Consider the following 16,661-nt stretch of genomic DNA (forward strand, 5'->3'; position numbering starts at 1 on the left):
TTTTTATTTAGTTATTCTTGCTCTTTTGGATCTTTGTTATCTTTTTGAGTACTTTTATCTTTTGTTGAAGAAAACTGTTTTTTGTAGTTAATATTAGCACTTATTTCTTCTCCACTTATCGCTTCAAAAGAGATATTTGGCGAGAGCTTGTACTCTATACTCCAACCGGCTTGTACGCCACTTTCAGCGTCGATATTTGTACCATAGCCAACATTCAAACGATCATTGATTTTAGCCGCAATATCAACACGCGTGCCATTGCCATTAGTGCCACTTTTGCTGGTAAAGGCGATATCTTTCAAGCCAAGCTTGCTGCCTATTTTTTGTACTAGTTTATTTGCACTATCTACACCTAAACTGATGGCCGCACTTGTTAAGGCATTGCCTTCTTGCTGTGATAAAGAATCTAAATTTCTGCCTGTGATCAATAACGATAAAACATTTTCTTCCGCCATTGTTGGCTCTGAAAACAATGTTAAACGCGGCTTTTGTATTGTACCGTCAGCAATTATACCCACTTTAATGTCGTCAACCATTCGAATAGCACGAAACTGAATGCTCGGATTTGCAGCTGTCCCTAAAAATAACAGTTGTCCTTGCTCTATGGTTAACGTTTGTTTGTAAGCTTCAAATTTACCATCTTTTAAATCTAAGCGGCCATTGAGTGTTAATGCTTGCCCGGTTTTTAACGTTGAAGACAATTTACCTTGTATTTCACTTGATAAGCCAAAACCGCTGACTTTAACATTATCGCCAGCAGATAAAGTCAGCGATATATCATAGTCGAACGGTGAATCTTTCGTTATTTGCTCTTTTTCATCAATAATAATTTGGTCTTCTGAAACACTGATGGCAGGTTTTGGTAAAGAAGCTACTTTGATATCTGCTTGATCAACCACCAAGTTACCGGTAACACTTAAGTGATTATTCAAATACTTGGCTGATAATTGAGGCGATACAATTAATTTATTCTCATTATTATTAACTAGCGTAACTTGTTGCCCTTCAATGCTTAAATTAGCTTTCATCGGCGTAGATAATTTAGCATCACCTGCAATGATGAGCGAACCCTGAGGATTTTGTAATTCACCTATCAATATAATACTGTCCTGCTGGCTCGTTATTTTAATATTGCTGTTACGAATGTCTAAGCCATACTCATCAATAATTAAATGCTTTATAGCAAGCGCTCCTGAACCTTCAATTACCGGTATTTGTAGAGTTCCTGCTACGGTAAAATTTTGTTCTAAATTAAGGTCAATTTTATCTAAACCTTTTTGCCATTGCTTGAGCCAGCCAAACTCTTTCATGTTGAGTGCTAAGTCACCATTTATCTTGGCAGAATCTATTAATGGCCAATCACTATTTAATTTAGCTTTAATTTCATCATCGCCAGGTAAACGAATATGTAATTGTGAATTAAGCTTATTTTGCTGCCACTGGCCTTGCAGTTTAAACTTAGACACCGTGATTAAGTGTTTGGAGAATTGGCTATCAGCTTTGATTTTGCTATCTGGAATGTTTAATGCAATATCCGTTTGTTCCAGATCGTAATCAACCTTAAAATCAGGTGTTATTGTTAGCAAAACCTGCCCCTCGGGCATAACAACTTCCGTTTGCGATTGCGGCAAAATTATCTGTGTATTAATGCTGTTCCATTGAGTAACAAGTGCAATATCTTGCTTTTTCATTTTGGTATTAATGGTAAAGTTATCTGCTTGTACTTGTGCTTGTGCTGACTGCCACTTAATGTTTGGTATGGTTATATCTGCAGCAATATTTTTAAGATTTTTTGCTTGCCCTGTAACTGACAAAGTACCATTAACCGTACCTTCAAGATTTTGTAATGTTTGATTAGAGCTGGTAAGTAATATTGATTGCCAAGCTTTAATTTGCTTAAAAACTGGCGACATTTTCCATTGCTCGAAGAATAAATTGGCCGACCATTGCTGGGCGCTATTTTCGGCATTAATACACATTTTACCGTCACCACTGAGGCATAAATTTTTAATCCGTTGTTTATCTTTGCTTAACTGTAATTGTTCGGTGGCGATTAAAAGTTTCTCTTGCTGATTTATAGCTTGAAATTCGAGCTGATTAATCTGCCAAACGGCGTTCGAAAAATCACTATCAAGGTTTAAGTTTTGGCTATTGTTTTGTAAAAGTTCACCGTTAAAATTTAAATTTACCGCGGTATTTTCTGCTAAGTTAGCACTTAGTCGCATCAGGTGTTTTTCTGGTAAACCTGAGAAGTTTAATGAGGCAAGTTCAATAGTATTGTCATTAACCTTTAGTGAATCTGCTGTGAATTTGGCCAACCAATTTTTGCCAAAATCTAAGGACCACTCAATATTTTTACCGTCAAAATTTTCGACAGCCAGTTGCTCAACTTTACCTTTACTGGCAATAAGCCAGTTAGCATTTTGTTTTTTTATTTGCCAATCGGCTTTGATGTTAGCCACTTGTAGCATGTTATTTAGGTCTAATGAACGACCTTCAACTTTACCATTAAACCATAAGTTATTAGCGGTTGGATTATCAATACTTAACTCGCCCTGCACTTTCGCAGTCAATTCAGCTAATTTAATGTTATTACTCTTAAAAGTTAACAAGCCTTGATTAACGTTCATTTCAAGATTGGCAGATACTGGCCATGATGGCTTTTCGCTTACTTCTTGGTTATTAATTGCATCAGGAAAAACTTGCTGTAGTGATGCCGCTATTTGCGCGTCTTTAAGCTCACTTTTTATTGCCAGTTTAGCATTGGCGTTCGTGCTCCATTTAAGCACATCTTCAAGTTGCGTATTAACGGTAATGCTAATCGGCTCTAATGCTTGCCAAGTAGCTTTTGATTGCACATTAGCGTTAAATTTTGGCCAAGTTAGTGCGAAATCGCCCTTTATATAATCGATAGCAATATTTTCGTTAGATAATGCAACTTGCTGCTTCTCTGCCGTTATATTGCCATTTTTTAAAAATAGTCCTTGATCGTAATACCACTCGGCAGAAACTAACAACTGATTAGGTACTTTTAATTGTATGGCTAATGTTGACGAAGCAGTTAGGTGCCCTTTTGATTTTGCACTCGCTGAAAGTTTTGGTCCTTGTATATTGATAGCAAGTTGATGTTGCCATTTTTTTCGCATATCGATATTGCCCGCTACCGATACAAGGTGTTCGTCATAATTGAGAGCCAAGGCACCAACACTTGCTTTGCTACCCGCTAAGGCTATTTTTTTAATATTAAGCTGATTAACAACATATTGCGGTTGCTCAGAAGGCGATTGATTGTTGCTTTGGCTTATTTCAGCTGAATTTGCGCTATAAACAATTTTTGCAATACTAACTTGCTTAATGTTTACATCAATGGGAAATTCTACCGCATTAAGTACCGGTAAGTTTACATCAGACTTTGCTGTTTTTTCTTCAGTGGCGTTCATTACATCTAGGCGAGTAGTGCTGATGTTATCGCAAGTAAGGGCGCGATCAAGTAAATATAACCACTGACAATCTACAGCAATATCTTCAACTTGTATTTTTGTTTTTTCTGCTTGCCATTCGAGCTCAGTTAAATAAACTGTCGAGCTAAGTGTGCCACTAACCTTACCTATTTTCAGTGCTGGCGGATGAAATTGTGCTGTACGATTAACTAACCACTGTAAACCTGATTCTGTGGTATAGAACCAGGTTAGTGCCATTAACAATATACTAACGAGTAACGTTACTGCTAGGCTAAACCCTCTCAATATGGCTTTCTTGTTAAATTGCTTCATAGATCTGGGCCTATGGTGATATGAAAGCGCCATGCTTTATTGCCATCAAGTGCCTTAGCTATATCAAGTCGAATAGCACCTATCGGCGTTACCCATCTTAAACCTGTGCCAACTGACTTTTGTATCTCAAAGTCTTTCCAATCATTGAAGGCATTACCTTGGTCGGTAAATATTGCCCAACGAAAACTTTCATAAAACAAATAATCAACCTCTAACCCAGAGCTTAATATATGCTTACCCCCGATAGATACTTCATTATCTGTAGGAGATAGGCTTTGATGCTTATAACCTCTTACAGATACATCACCACCGGCAAAAAAACGATAAGTAGATGGCATTGAGCGATTAAAGTCTTCAGTATCCATTAATGTTGTGCCAACACGAGCGCGCAGCAATAACCGCCAATCATCATTTAATGACCAGATACGTTTTACCTTTTGATCGGTTTGTAAAAAGCTGATGTCAGGATCACTAAGTTGCTCGCTGCTAAAGCGCATAGTACTTTGCCAACGCCAACCTTCAACTGCCGTAAAGGGGTCGGTAACACTGTAATAAGTAAGCTGCCATGACGGTACGATATATTTTAAGCTTTGATTAACATCAGCCTCAGACTCTAATTTTTCTTGAGCCATAGCGACAGACCATTGACTTGTCCAGTGCGGATTAAGTTTATTGATGACTACTGACTCTAAAGTAAAAATTTTACTGCGACCAATTTCCTCGTCTTTTTCCTGATAACTTACTTGATTTATCCACTGGCTACTGGCCTTTTCTAATGGTATTTGATACTGAAATGCAGCATTAAAGTCAGCATCATCTAACTTGATTCTATTAAAGTCGATTGAAGCAACATATTGATGCGCTTTACTATTTACTCTTCTATTACGCCAACTAACACCTAATTTTCCTCCAGTGTCAGTGCCATAACCTAATAAGGTTTTGAGCTCATATTTTTCGGTATCGAGTATTGACAGATTAACATCAACAGTTTTGGTTACATGATCCACAGTTTGGTCAACAACCACAGACTTAAAAAAGCCTGAACGATTGAGTGCCTGCTGACTAGCGATAATATCTAACTGGTTATAGGCATCGCCTTGGTGAATGGTTGAATAACTATTAACCAAATCATGAGATAAAACGGTCCCTTCAATGGTAATATTTTTAATAGTATAACGAGCACCACAGTTAATCCCCCAATCAACATTCGCTTGTTGGTTAGCTATATCAACATTTAAAGCACTTTTGGTGAAGGTAGTATCTAATAAACCTAATTCTTGTGCTTGACGTTGTACCTTTGATTTAAACTGACTGTAATCACTATGATTTACAATTTTTCCTTTAATAAACGGGTGTTTGGTAATAAGCTGAGACATGACTTCATTTTCATTTTCGCACTTAAGCACAATACTACTGCTATGCCAAAGCACAGGTTGCTTAAGATCAATGGTTAAGGTTTTGCCTTTTTGATCTTCTATTAGGGTTAAAGCCGGTTGGTAATAGCCCAAAGCCTGCAATGCATTTCGTGCCTTATTTAAAATATAATTGTCTGATTGAGGAAACCCAAGTAAAGATAAAGGGATAATGTTTTCGTTACTACTTAAACTACGAAATATATTCGTTTTATAAGCGGTTTCAACACCAATAATATTGAGCGGCGTGCCTAGCTTATCAGCAGAGTCTGCAGACCATGCTTTTGTGGGTAGCACCAGAAAAAGTAAGGCTAACAAAGAATAAATAAGTTGGTTTTTGTATGGATAGTTCAGATATTTCAATATTTTTCCATGCTTAATTAACTGCTGATAACGAAAAACGGAGATAATTATGACGACTTTATCTCATGAGATCATTAATTAATTAACATTTAGCCCGAATCCAATAAATTCACGATGTAATAAAATAAAGTAGTTTACACTAACGTTAAAACAACACTTTTTCTATTTTGTTTTATCAATACTTTATAAATTTCAAGTAACAATATATTGTTTACATTTTCACTTAGTTTTATGTCATATCTTTAAAAGGTTAACAACTATGCATATGGACCCATTTTTACCTCAAGCGGTGGGCGCTATTTTCTTTATATTATTGTTGGGTTTTATCCTAAAATTTTTTCGTCAACCTCATGTGGTAGCTTACTTAATCGCTGGTATTTTTATTGGCCCATGGGGCTTTGGTTTAGTAACCGACACGGAAAGTATTTCACGTTTAGGCACTGCAGGCGTAGTGCTGCTACTATTTTTCGTTGGTATGGAAACCGATATTCATAAACTGGTACAAAACTGGAAATTAATAATTTTCGGAACGTTAATGCAAATTTTACTAAGTGTGGGTTGCGTATGGCTGTTAGGCCACTGGTTTGACTGGAGCTTAGCTAGAATAGTTTTAATAGGGTTTGTTATTAGTCTTAGTAGCACCGCAATTGTTATCAAATTATTACAAGATAATGGCATGCTTTCATCTCGCTTAGGACAAAGTGCACTTGGAATATTACTAGCTCAAGATTTAGCTATTATTCCCATGTTAATTATTATTGGCTTGCTTGGTGCCGGTAATATCGACAATGTACAATTGGTAAAACAAGGCGTTGGTACCCTATTCGCAATCGCACTGTTCGCCTTTGTTATCACTCGAAAACAAGTGCATTTACCGCTGTCAAAGTGGTTAAAGGGAGATCATGAATTACAGTTATTCGCTGCTTTAGGTGTTTGTTTTGGCTTAGCAATGATCACCGCTTGGTTTGAACTTTCAACCGCTTTGGGAGCATTTATTGGTGGTATGCTTGTCGGTGCAGCTAAAGAAACACTATGGGTACATCGCACTTTAGATTCATTTAGAGTGCTATTTGTTGCGCTGTTTTTTGTTTCGGTTGGTATGTTGCTAGACGTTAGCTTTTTAATTAGCCATTGGCAACAAACCGCAATGTTAGTTATGGCAGCATTAATTACTAACATATTTATCAATGCCATTATTTTAAAGCTGTCAAAATTTAGTTGGAAAGAAAGTCTTTATGCTGGCGTGTTGTTGTCTCAAATTGGTGAGTTTAGTTTTGTGCTTGCAGCCGTTGGTCATCAAGCAAGTATTATCAATGAATATGGCTACCAATTAGCCTTATGTGTTATATCGCTGTCATTACTCACAAGTCCAATTTGGATAAGCATGAGTAATAAATGGTTGAAATTCGATGACAATGCGACAAAAACTTCAGTTTAAATTATCACTTTCTGCGCTAAGAACGTTAGGAAAACATACCAACTTGATTGATTAGTGTTCTACTTTTTCATTTGAACCCTTAAAAGTGAACAACCAATTAATCAAGTTGGTAATATACTCAGTTGCTTAGTACATCTCCTTCGCAACCTTCAATCTATTGTTTTGTATTACTACTTGCTATAACCAGCGTTTTTTCTTGAATACAATAAGTAATACCACCGAAACCACTGCCATTACACCCAATAAAATGAAGTAACCATTATCGGCTTTTAGCTCAGGAATATACTCAAAGTTCATTCCATAAATACCGGCAAGAAATGTTAAAGGTACAAATAATGCTGTGATAACCGTTAATACTCGCATAGTTGCATTCAGTTGATGTGATGTTACTGACATATAACCATTAATTAAATCACCACAAATATCGTAATACATTTGCGACAAACTTTGCAGGCGATCTAAACGTTCACGTAAATCAGTAACGGTATGGGTTTCTTTATCGGTAATTAAGTCGGTATCATCGTCATCAACATAAGCCTTTAACGTTTCTCCCATGTTAACGTGATAATTGAACGTGCGCCTTATTTTAACCAGTTGTGATCTGTATGAAGTAATTTGCTTCATCATTTGGTCGTTACCACTTAATTGAAAATCATCTTCAATTTTCTCGAGTTCAGCTTCGAAACTAAACATCTCTTTAAGGTAGTAACCACAACTGCTATGGAAAAGCCTAAGTGCTAAATGAATAGGACTGCGCTTAAGATACTTTTCACCAGTTTCACTAAATAGCTCGTTAATCGCTAATGAGCTTTGAGGGTGTCGGGTTATTAAAACTCGCTTCCCAATGAATAAACTAATTTGTAAGTGATTGAATTTCAGGCTGTCATCGTTTGCAACCATACCGCGATATAGCATAAAAATATAATCTTTAAATAATTCGATTTTAGGCGGATGGCGATCGCGAAGTGCATCACTGATGGCTAAAGGGTGGCAATTAAAGTCTGTTAATATTTTTTGTTCTTCTTTTGCATCAACGTTGTCAAGATCAATCCATAACGTTGTATCGTTATTCTCTTGCCATTGACTTATCAACTCACTACTACCGATAACAGTTTTTTGTGTCGGTGAAATCAACATACATTTTATCATTATATACTCTCAATATGCCCTGCAAATAACAGGATAATTTGTTAACTCTATTCTTTGATTCTAAAAATACCTAAGAACAAGCAACAAAAGACAAAAAAACAGTAAAATAAACTTAGCTAATTTGTTATTAAAGCTAACTTATTTACGCCTGATTGTAATACAATTAGCTATAAATACGAATAAAATTAACATCATAATAGTTTAGCTATAAGTGTTATACCCGAACTTACACCATAAAGATCATATCCCGTTAGTAAAACGGTTTTAAGGATTCAACAATGTTAGAAAATACTATTGATAAATTATCCTTAGTTATCGACGACATTCTTATCGCAGAGCATGAACAAGACATAGCTCAAATTATGCTTGGCGCAAATGAAACGCTAGTGGCAGAGCAATTCGCGCTTTTAATCGAAGCTTTGCCACAAGACAAACGTTTAAGTGTATGGGCAACCTTTTCAGAAGATATTCAAAAAGATGCTTTTGTCGATATGGGACAAGGCACAAGAACAAGCTTAATTCAGGCTTTAAGTGATGATGAATGCTTCGAATTACTCGCGCAACTAGATGTTGATGATGTTATTGAGATTGCTGAAGAAATACCTAGCAGGTTATTGAAGTACGCGATAAAAAACTTAGACGACTCGCAACGTAAACTCTATCAACAAGCACAACAATATACCGTTGACGAAGTTGGTCATTGGTTAGATTATAACTATGTTCGTATTTCTGAAAAACTTAAAATAACCAGTGCTCAGTTATTATTACAAAAAGGCTTGTCGCCTTACACAGAGGATTTCTATGCCGTAAATAAAGAAGGTATTCTCACGGGTACTGTCGATATTAATAGCTTGATACAAAGTGATGGTGAAAATACTTTAAAAACCCTTTTTGCGCCTGAAACTATTCGCCTTAGTGCGAATGAGGAATTAACCTCGGCTGCAGAAGCAGTGATTTTATCCGGCAAAATGTCTCTACCAGTCGTTGATGAAAACGAACGTTTTCTTGGCCGCTTTACTGTAGAAACGGCTTACCAAGTAAAACAGGAAACGCAAACAGAGCAAATTAACAGTGCAGCGGGTTTAACAACCGATGAAGATTTATTTTCAAGTGTAAGAACGAGTGCGAAAAACCGTGGTATTTGGCTTGGTATTAATTTGCTGACCGCATTTTTAGCTTCATGGTTTATCGGCTTTTTTGAAGCTACACTGCAACAAGTTGTGGCTTTGGCGGTATTAATGCCAGTAGTTGCTTCAATGGGTGGCGTTTCTGGAAGTCAAACCTTAACCGTTATCGTGCGAGGTATGGCGTTAGGTCAAATAACAGAACAAAATAGAAAAGTGCTACTGCGCAAAGAATTAAAAGTGGGTGGACTAAATGGCATAATTTGGTCTGTTGTTATTGGTACTATTACCTATTTTTGGTTTAATAGCGCAGAACTAAGTTTAGTCATTGCTTTAGCAATTTTATTAAACTTATTAACAGCATCAGCGTCAGGCGTTGTTATTCCTGCCATATTAAACAAGTTAAATATTGACCCTGCCCTTTCTGGCTCGGTAATTTTAACCACAGTAACCGATATTGTTGGTTTTGTGGTATTTTTAGGATTAGGTAGCTTACTGCTACTATAAGAAAAGTAAACAGAGGATTTAAGTAATGCCCGTAGAAACTATTACCTGGATTGCCATTGTGTTTTGTATTTCACAATCGGCCATTTTTTCAGGATTAAATTTAGCCTTTTTCTCACTGAGCAGATTACAGCTAGAAGTAGAAGCAAATAAAGGCAATAAAGCTGCACAAGTTGTACTCAAGTTAAGAAATGATTCTAACTTTTTACTCGCCACTATTTTGTGGGGCAATGTTGGTATTAATGTATTACTAACTATGTTGTCAGACTCAGTATTAGCTGGCGTTGGTGCATTCTTATTTTCTACTATTGCCATTACGATTATTGGTGAGATAACGCCTCAGGCCTATTTTTCTCGTAATGCATTAAAAATGGGCAGTCTGTTAGCACCTGTTATTCGCTTCTATCAAATTATTCTTTACCCTGTAGCCCGCCCTAGTGCGTTAATTCTTGATGCTTGGCTAGGTAAAGAAGGTATTACCTACCTCGGGGAGAGTGAGTTAGGTAATATTATTAAAGAACATATTCGTGCTGAAGAAGCTGATTTAAACCATGTAGAAGGTATTGGCGCATTAAACTTTTTTGCGCTAGATGAAATTAAAGTAACTGAAGAAGGTGAAATAATAGACCCTAACTCTATTATTGCTTTACCAACGAAACTTGATTTACCTATATTACCTGATACTTATTCAGGCGCTGATGATCCTTTCTTAACGATGTTGAATCAATCAGGTTATAGTTGGGTTGTTATCACGAATCTAGAAGGCGCACCATTATTGGTTATTGATGCAGATGGTTTCTTACGAAGTGCGCTTTTTCAAGCAGAAAACTTTGACCCTTACAGCTTTTGCCACCGCCCAGTGGTAATTACAGACGAAACAACTTCATTAAATGAAGCAATTTTACAAATGAAAGTAAATACTTCTATTGATAAGAACTTTGATGGTGTTATTGAACACGATGTATTGTTGGTTTGGGGTGAAACTAAACGAATTATTACCGGTGCTGATATATTCGGCCGATTACTTAAAGGTATGTTGCCGTTAGTGCAGCAGAACGAAAAAGTAGCCGAATTAATTAACGCTGAAAAAGTTTAATTATTGATTAACGTGCATTTAACATAAAACGTCGGCTAAAAAGTTAGCCGACGTTTTGTTTGATACGATCCTGTAACAAAACCTGTGTAAGTACCGTATTAAAAAAATTGCAGATCTGAGTTAAGCTACTTAGCTACTCAGGCTTTAATGCAAGTACATCTGACTTTAACAAGTTTAAAATTTTCTCTGCGGTATTACCAAGCACCTTAGCGTTGAGACCTTTACGTCCAACCGTGCCTATGACAACTAATCCAGCCTTTTGTTTCGCAGCAATACTTGGAATAACCTTTTCTGGCTCGCCCGCTTTAATAGTGAAATTTGCCAAGGGTATGTCGTATTCAGCCGCCAATTTTTCAATTTTAGGTTTTAAAGTTTTAGCTGCCCCATTTTCTAACTCGTCTTTAAAGTGAATACCTAAATCACGTAATACTTTAGAAAATGGTACGGTATAGCAAACGAATAACTCTGACTCATTGGTTTGAGAAAATGCTTTAGCTGCTTTCAATATTTGATGATTCAACGCTTGTTTACTTTTACTTTTAGTTTCTAAATCAATAGCTGCCAATACATTGGGTGATTTTCGCCATTTGTTATCGCTAACAATAAACACTGGCGCTGAACATTCTCTTAGTAACTGCCAATCAGTTGAGGTGTATAAAAACGTTTCACTTCTATGTGCAGTTTTAACTACCATGCTTGGGCTATGTTCTTTGGCGTAAGTATTTATCCATTGGTAAATGTGTTTTTCCCAAACGACTTCAAAACTGTAATTTACTTCCTCTGGGACCATTTTATCGAGAGAGGTTTCAGCTTCAAGGGTAATGGTATCTATTAATGTTTGTTTTATATTTTGTGAGTCATCTTGTATAAACCGTAAACTTTGATAACAAAAATAAACTACATGTAATTCACTGTTTGTTTTTTTGGCAAGTTCACAAGCGCGCGTTATTGCCACTTGTTTATTATCCGATAAATCGGCGACTACAAATATTTTGCTCATAGAACCCTCTAATTACTTGATGTATATAGAATGAATGTAACATTTGTAATATAGCTGTTCTTTGATTTAGAACAAGGTTTAGTGATAAATAAAGTGAGACTAAATGAGGGTTAAAACTGCAAGTGTGAAGATAAATGAGCGTTCAAATTAGCATTAAGGCAATTAATAAGCGCCTATCGACTAAGCTTTTCTTTATGTTTTTTATTCGCATAGAGATACAATAAACAGGCAATAACAATATTAACACTGCAACGCAAAATTTCAGCCCATTGAAAGTTCGAGGTAGATAAATCATAAATTAAATCTATCGCAGAGCCCACTCCCAAGATAATAGCCAAAATCATAAATATTTTTTCTAAAGCCATTGAATTCGACATAAAATCTCTTTTAATAAACTAAAATATGTAAAGTAAGTAAAATCAGTAATAGTAAAGCCTATTTTTCTTTAGGCATTATCAAGTATGTTGTTGATCAGCGGTGATAACTTTGTCATGTTAACGTCCATATAAACAGGTATGTTAACATTTCCTTTAATTGAATTTTCAAGCACGCCTTGCCAAGTTGGTAGAACTTCCATACCGATAACCACACAGTTCTTTTTACTTATTAGTTGAAAAAAACTTACTATCTCATTTACTGCCTCAGGGGTTAACCCTGCAGAATCATCAGGGTGTGCCATTAAAGCCCAAGGTGCCTCGTCAGGCGCAATCAACAGTACTTCATCGTTCAACTGTTTTACTCCTTGCTCATTAAACCCACCTGACGGGTAAATATGAACTATATTTTCACGAAGTTCTATTTTGTAATTACCATGCGACTCCATGATAGCTCCTAAATGCAATTAGCCAATAAATACTCTATCAAACTATTGATGCTAAACACGAATATAAATAGCTAATACACAATATTAAATCTAAACATAAAAATACAATGCCCTATGACAGTTAAAGTAATATCGGCTATATAGTGTCAATACTACGATTTTATATTACAGGTTTTTTACCTTTATACTATTAGCTTTTTAAAACATTCGGCATGTTTTAACGGCATAACAACAATCTAGATTAAATTAACTGACCAACTTACTGACAACCTTCACATTATTGTGCAAAGTTTTATGTACTGGGCATTTGTCTGCTATTTCTAAAAACCGAGATTGTTGTGCAGCATCTAATTCGCCAATAAAGCTAATTTCTCGCACAATAGCTTCAATCCCTTGGCTTTGCTCTTCGCACGATTCACAGTCTTCTAGATAATTTCGGCTATGTTTTAACTCCACTTTAATCTGTTTTACAGCAAGTTTTTTTCGCGTAGCATACATACGCAATGTCATGGCAGTACATGCACCTAAACCAGCAAGCAAGTGTTCATAAGGATCAGGTCCCATATTATCGCCTCCAACACTTACTGGTTCATCAGCAAGCCAATAATGACTAGCCGTGCTTATATGTTGGGTAAATTTATGATTTTTCTCTTCAACAACAACATGGCCTTGCGTTACTTTGGTTTGCTCAGCGTTTGAGTTTTTATCAACCGTATTAATTGTTGAGTGTTGCTTATTACTTTCACGAGTAATAAGGTCTTCATGGTTTATATATCGACCTGACCAAGCGGCAATTACGTCAGCTGCATATTCAGCGTCATGTTTATTCGTTAGTAAATGATCAGCGCTATCTAAACTAACAAAACTTTTTGGATGTACAGCAGCTTGATATATCTTTTCTGCTTCACTAATATTTACGGTGCCATCGACCGGCGAGTGCATGACTAATAATGCTTTTTTCATTTTGGCAATATGGCTGCTATCGTAGCTTTTGATGTCGTCCAAAAATTGCTTTTCTATTGTAAATACCCGCCCTGCCAAATTAACTGCTGCTTTGCCATTTTTTTCAATATCATCAAGCTGTAAAGCAAAGTTATGCGCAACATGTGCAGCATCTGAAGGCGCACCTATAGTAACAATAGCCATGGTTTCATCGACATACTGAGCAGCATTAAGTACTGCAGCGCCTCCTAAGCTATGACCAATAAGTAACCTAGGCGCTTGATAGCTCGTACGGAGAAAATCTGCAGCGGCGATTAAATCTTTGATATTGGATGAGAAATTACTATTAGCAAAATCACCATCACTGTTACCTAAACCTGTAAAATCAAATCTGAGCACTGCAATTCCTTTGCGTACTAACGCTCGACTGATACGCGATGCGGCGGCAATGTCTTTGCCACATGTAAAACAATGTGCAAACAAAGCATAAAATTTTACATCAGTTTCTGGTGTTTCTAGTAGGCCGCTTAGTTTGTGTTTTCCGCTAATAAACTCTACTTTTTTACGCATAGGTAATCCTTAGTTAATTTTAATTTATTGCTAGTTGTCATAATTGACCGTCCAAACCAGTTATTAATTTTTATTCAGCTATAAATTACCTCAATATTGACGATACATAGCTAAGTATTTTGTATAAAATATAACGAAATTATAAATACAAAGGATCAAAGATGACGATAGGTGTCGGCGGCTCTAACGCCAAAATTGAGCTTGAAAAATTAGTTGATATGACCAGCGAAGTGAAAGCAATTTCTGAGGCTGAATTTAAACAACGCATTACAAAAGCCCAAGCATTAATGGCTAAACATAACATTGCGGCGACCTATATTGATGCAGGAACAAATTTATACTACTTTACTGGTACTCGTTGGTATGCCAGTGAGCGTGTAGTAGGCGCTATTATTCCTCAAAAAGGTAAAATACATTATATTGCCCCTTACTTTGAAGTTAACACGCTTAATCAATACATGACAATTAAAGGCGAAATAAAAGGCTGGCAAGAGCATGAAAGCCCTTATCAACTTGTCGCCCAAACCTTAAAAGACCTTGGCATTACCACTGGTCAGTTAGCCATTGATGAATCTACAGCGTTTTTTATTGCTGACGGTATAAAAAAAGCTGCTCCTGAGCTAACGCTTATCGATGCGAAAGCAATCACAGCAGGTTGTCGTGCTGAGAAATCCACTAAAGAAATTGCTTTATTACAACAAGCAAAGAATATGACCCTTGAAGTTCACAAAGCTGTTGCGCGCATATTACGTATAGGAATTTCAGTTGAAGAAGTGACTAACTTTATTGATCAAGCACACCGCAAAGTAGGCGCTAAAGCGGGATCATACTTCTGTATTGTTTTATTCGGTGAAGACTCTTCATACCCACATGGCGTTAAAACACCAAAAGCGCTCGCAGAAAATGACATTGTGCTTATAGATACCGGTTGCCAGCTTGAAGGATATAATTCAGATATTACCCGTACATATGTTTTTGGTGAAGCAAATCAACGTCAACGAGAGATGTGGTTAATTGAAAAACTCGCACAAAAAGCAGCCTTTGACGCCGCTAAAATAGGTGTTGCCTGTGGGGATGTAGATACCGCTGCAAGAGAATATTTAGCAAGTCAACAGTTAGGTCCTGACTATCAAACACCTGGATGCCCACATAGAACAGGCCATGGTGTTGGTTTAGATATTCATGAATGGCCTTATTTAGTTCGTAGCGATAGAACACCTTTAGCCAAAGGTATGTGTTTTTCTAATGAACCTATGTTGGTTTTGCCTAACGAATTTGGTATTCGTTTAGAAGACCATTTCTACATGACAGAAACGGGGGCAAAATGGTTTACTGAGCCTTCATATTCTATAGACGACCCGTTTGGGTACAAACAAATTTAAACACAGTAATAGAATTAACTAGACTAACTTAAAAGCTTGGGCCTAAACCGATTTTATGCCCAAGCTTTAAAAATATTACATTTTAACCGACTAAATAGAGTGGCGTATGCCTTTCGCTTTAAGTAGAATCGATACATTGTTACTTTTGATACCATATTTATGCACGCATTTTTAGAATATATTCCACTGATTATTTTTTTCGTTTTTTATAAGTTTGCAGACATTTATTGGGCTACAGGCTCATTAATTGTTGCTTCAGCGATTCAGATTGCTTATTTTTTAATTAAGAAACAGCCAATTCCTAAAAGAAATTTGATCTTTTTCGGTTTAATTGCCATTTTCGGTGGCTTAACTATTTATATGCATGACGATACTTTCTTAAAATGGAAAGTCACTATTATTCAAGGTATTTTCGCTATTGCACTTATTGTTAGTCAAAAAGTATTTAATAAAAATATCATCAAAGAGTTTTTAGGAGAAGCGCTTACATTACCCGAGCATATTTGGAATAGATTAAACTTAGCGTGGGCATTGTTCTTTGCCTTATGCGGTTTTTTAAATTGGTACATAGCCTTTAACTATAGTTTAGAAACTTGGGTTAATTTTAAAGTGTTTGGCTTAACGGCTATGACCTTTATATTTGCTATTGGCTCAGTATTTTCTTTATATAAATATATGCCTGAAGAACAAGAAGAATCAGAACAAAAAATAGAAAAACAAGAGTAGAACACTCTTATTCACGCTTTAATTTTAACTTAATTTATTGGAAGCAAAATGTATTATCTTATCTATAGTGAAGATGTTGAAAATAGCTTATCGCTGCGTATGAGTGTTAGAGAAAATCATTTAGACCGACTTCGCACATTACAAAACCAAGGCAGACTTCTTGTCGCTGGACCTTGTCCTGCTATTGATAGCGAAAACCCAGGTGATGCAGGCTTTACAGGCTCGCTTATTATTGCAAAATTTGACAGTTTAATAGCTGCTCAAGCGTGGGCAGACCAAGACCCTTATATCGCTGCAGGCGTTTATAAAAATGTTACTGTGAAGCCGTACAAAAAAGTCCTTCCAGCATAAGTAATCGC

The 16,661-nt window shown here is 36.4% G+C and carries 13 protein-coding genes; 6 read left to right on the top strand and 7 right to left on the bottom strand.

Annotated elements, in window-relative coordinates; genetic code table 11:
• Positions 1 to 11: 11 nt before the first annotated feature.
• Both AC27H3_RS09875 and AC27H3_RS09880 read right to left on the bottom strand, forming a co-directional pair.
• Positions 12 to 3,773 (bottom strand): translocation/assembly module TamB domain-containing protein, encoded by a 3,762-nt coding sequence (locus tag AC27H3_RS09875; protein WP_487105813.1) that lies wholly within the window; start codon positions 3,771 to 3,773, stop codon positions 12 to 14.
• Positions 3,770 to 5,548, bottom strand: a complete 1,779-nt coding sequence (locus tag AC27H3_RS09880; protein WP_487105815.1) for an autotransporter assembly complex protein TamA — start codon at positions 5,546 to 5,548, stop codon at positions 3,770 to 3,772. The genes AC27H3_RS09875 and AC27H3_RS09880 overlap by 4 nt, the downstream gene beginning before the upstream one ends.
• 259 nt (positions 5,549 to 5,807) lie before the next feature.
• Between AC27H3_RS09880 and AC27H3_RS09885 the strand changes: the two genes are divergently transcribed.
• Entirely contained in the window at positions 5,808 to 6,986 is a 1,179-nt protein-coding gene (locus AC27H3_RS09885) for a cation:proton antiporter (RefSeq protein WP_487105817.1), read from the top strand.
• 177 nt (positions 6,987 to 7,163) lie between these two features.
• Here AC27H3_RS09885 and AC27H3_RS09890 read toward each other — a convergent pair whose 3' ends face one another.
• The gene (locus tag AC27H3_RS09890; protein WP_273313557.1) at positions 7,164 to 8,135 is read right to left on the bottom strand and encodes a magnesium transporter CorA family protein; all 972 of its coding nucleotides are present in this window, start codon (positions 8,133 to 8,135) and stop codon (positions 7,164 to 7,166) included.
• Between the two features lie 278 nt (positions 8,136 to 8,413).
• On the opposite strand from AC27H3_RS09890, the gene AC27H3_RS09895 reads away from it, so the two are divergent.
• Both AC27H3_RS09895 and AC27H3_RS09900 read left to right on the top strand, forming a co-directional pair.
• On the top strand, positions 8,414 to 9,766 hold the full coding sequence (locus tag AC27H3_RS09895) for a magnesium transporter (RefSeq protein ID WP_487105819.1): 1,353 nt from the start codon (positions 8,414 to 8,416) through the stop codon (positions 9,764 to 9,766).
• 25 nt (positions 9,767 to 9,791) lie between these two features.
• Positions 9,792 to 10,859, top strand: a complete 1,068-nt coding sequence (locus AC27H3_RS09900) for a DUF21 domain-containing protein (RefSeq protein WP_487105821.1) — start codon at positions 9,792 to 9,794, stop codon at positions 10,857 to 10,859.
• A 133-nt stretch (positions 10,860 to 10,992) separates the two neighbouring features.
• Here AC27H3_RS09900 and AC27H3_RS09905 read toward each other — a convergent pair whose 3' ends face one another.
• The 4 genes from AC27H3_RS09905 to AC27H3_RS09920 all read right to left on the bottom strand — a co-directional run bounded on the left by AC27H3_RS09905 (position 10,993) and on the right by AC27H3_RS09920 (position 14,194).
• Positions 10,993 to 11,859 carry a universal stress protein gene (locus AC27H3_RS09905; RefSeq protein ID WP_487105823.1) on the bottom strand — a complete coding sequence of 289 codons (867 nt, stop codon included), beginning with the start codon at positions 11,857 to 11,859 and terminating at the stop codon, positions 10,993 to 10,995.
• 173 nt (positions 11,860 to 12,032) lie between these two features.
• Positions 12,033 to 12,236, bottom strand: coding sequence for a hypothetical protein (locus tag AC27H3_RS09910; RefSeq protein ID WP_085304789.1), 204 nt, complete (start codon positions 12,234 to 12,236; stop codon positions 12,033 to 12,035).
• A 68-nt stretch (positions 12,237 to 12,304) separates the two neighbouring features.
• Positions 12,305 to 12,682, bottom strand: coding sequence for a hypothetical protein (locus AC27H3_RS09915; protein WP_487105825.1), 378 nt, complete (start codon positions 12,680 to 12,682; stop codon positions 12,305 to 12,307).
• A gap of 246 nt (positions 12,683 to 12,928) precedes the next feature.
• Positions 12,929 to 14,194: a bifunctional alpha/beta hydrolase/OsmC family protein gene (locus AC27H3_RS09920; protein WP_487105827.1), complete on the bottom strand. Its 1,266-nt coding sequence runs from the start codon at positions 14,192 to 14,194 to the stop codon at positions 12,929 to 12,931.
• A 161-nt stretch (positions 14,195 to 14,355) separates the two neighbouring features.
• Between AC27H3_RS09920 and AC27H3_RS09925 the strand changes: the two genes are divergently transcribed.
• The 3 genes from AC27H3_RS09925 (at position 14,356) to AC27H3_RS09935 (ending at position 16,653) form a co-directional block, all read left to right on the top strand.
• Positions 14,356 to 15,576 (top strand): M24 family metallopeptidase, encoded by a 1,221-nt coding sequence (locus AC27H3_RS09925; RefSeq protein WP_487105829.1) that lies wholly within the window; start codon positions 14,356 to 14,358, stop codon positions 15,574 to 15,576.
• A gap of 159 nt (positions 15,577 to 15,735) precedes the next feature.
• Complete coding sequence (locus AC27H3_RS09930) at positions 15,736 to 16,302, top strand: septation protein A (RefSeq protein ID WP_085304797.1); 567 nt, start codon at positions 15,736 to 15,738, stop codon at positions 16,300 to 16,302.
• A gap of 48 nt (positions 16,303 to 16,350) precedes the next feature.
• Positions 16,351 to 16,653, top strand: a complete 303-nt coding sequence (locus AC27H3_RS09935; RefSeq protein ID WP_487105832.1) for a YciI family protein — start codon at positions 16,351 to 16,353, stop codon at positions 16,651 to 16,653.
• The last annotated feature ends 8 nt before the right edge of the window (positions 16,654 to 16,661 follow it).

Source organism: Colwellia sp. NW0002-52-1 (assembly GCF_057550865.1).

What these genes read in the sequence shown, in the direction of transcription:
- AC27H3_RS09930 (WP_085304797.1), top strand. Translation starts at nt 15,736, where the DNA reads ATGCACGCATTTTTAGAATATATTCCACTGATTATTTTTTTCGTTTTT.
- AC27H3_RS09905 (WP_487105823.1), bottom strand. Translation starts at nt 11,859, where the DNA reads ATGAGCAAAATATTTGTAGTCGCCGATTTATCGGATAATAAACAAGTG.
- AC27H3_RS09935 (WP_487105832.1), top strand. Translation starts at nt 16,351, where the DNA reads ATGTATTATCTTATCTATAGTGAAGATGTTGAAAATAGCTTATCGCTG.
- AC27H3_RS09875 (WP_487105813.1), bottom strand. Translation starts at nt 3,773, where the DNA reads ATGAAGCAATTTAACAAGAAAGCCATATTGAGAGGGTTTAGCCTAGCA.
- AC27H3_RS09900 (WP_487105821.1), top strand. Translation starts at nt 9,792, where the DNA reads ATGCCCGTAGAAACTATTACCTGGATTGCCATTGTGTTTTGTATTTCA.
- AC27H3_RS09920 (WP_487105827.1), bottom strand. Translation starts at nt 14,194, where the DNA reads ATGCGTAAAAAAGTAGAGTTTATTAGCGGAAAACACAAACTAAGCGGC.
- AC27H3_RS09925 (WP_487105829.1), top strand. Translation starts at nt 14,356, where the DNA reads ATGACGATAGGTGTCGGCGGCTCTAACGCCAAAATTGAGCTTGAAAAA.
- AC27H3_RS09910 (WP_085304789.1), bottom strand. Translation starts at nt 12,236, where the DNA reads ATGTCGAATTCAATGGCTTTAGAAAAAATATTTATGATTTTGGCTATT.
- AC27H3_RS09895 (WP_487105819.1), top strand. Translation starts at nt 8,414, where the DNA reads ATGTTAGAAAATACTATTGATAAATTATCCTTAGTTATCGACGACATT.
- AC27H3_RS09885 (WP_487105817.1), top strand. Translation starts at nt 5,808, where the DNA reads ATGCATATGGACCCATTTTTACCTCAAGCGGTGGGCGCTATTTTCTTT.
- AC27H3_RS09890 (WP_273313557.1), bottom strand. Translation starts at nt 8,135, where the DNA reads ATGATAAAATGTATGTTGATTTCACCGACACAAAAAACTGTTATCGGT.
- AC27H3_RS09915 (WP_487105825.1), bottom strand. Translation starts at nt 12,682, where the DNA reads ATGGAGTCGCATGGTAATTACAAAATAGAACTTCGTGAAAATATAGTT.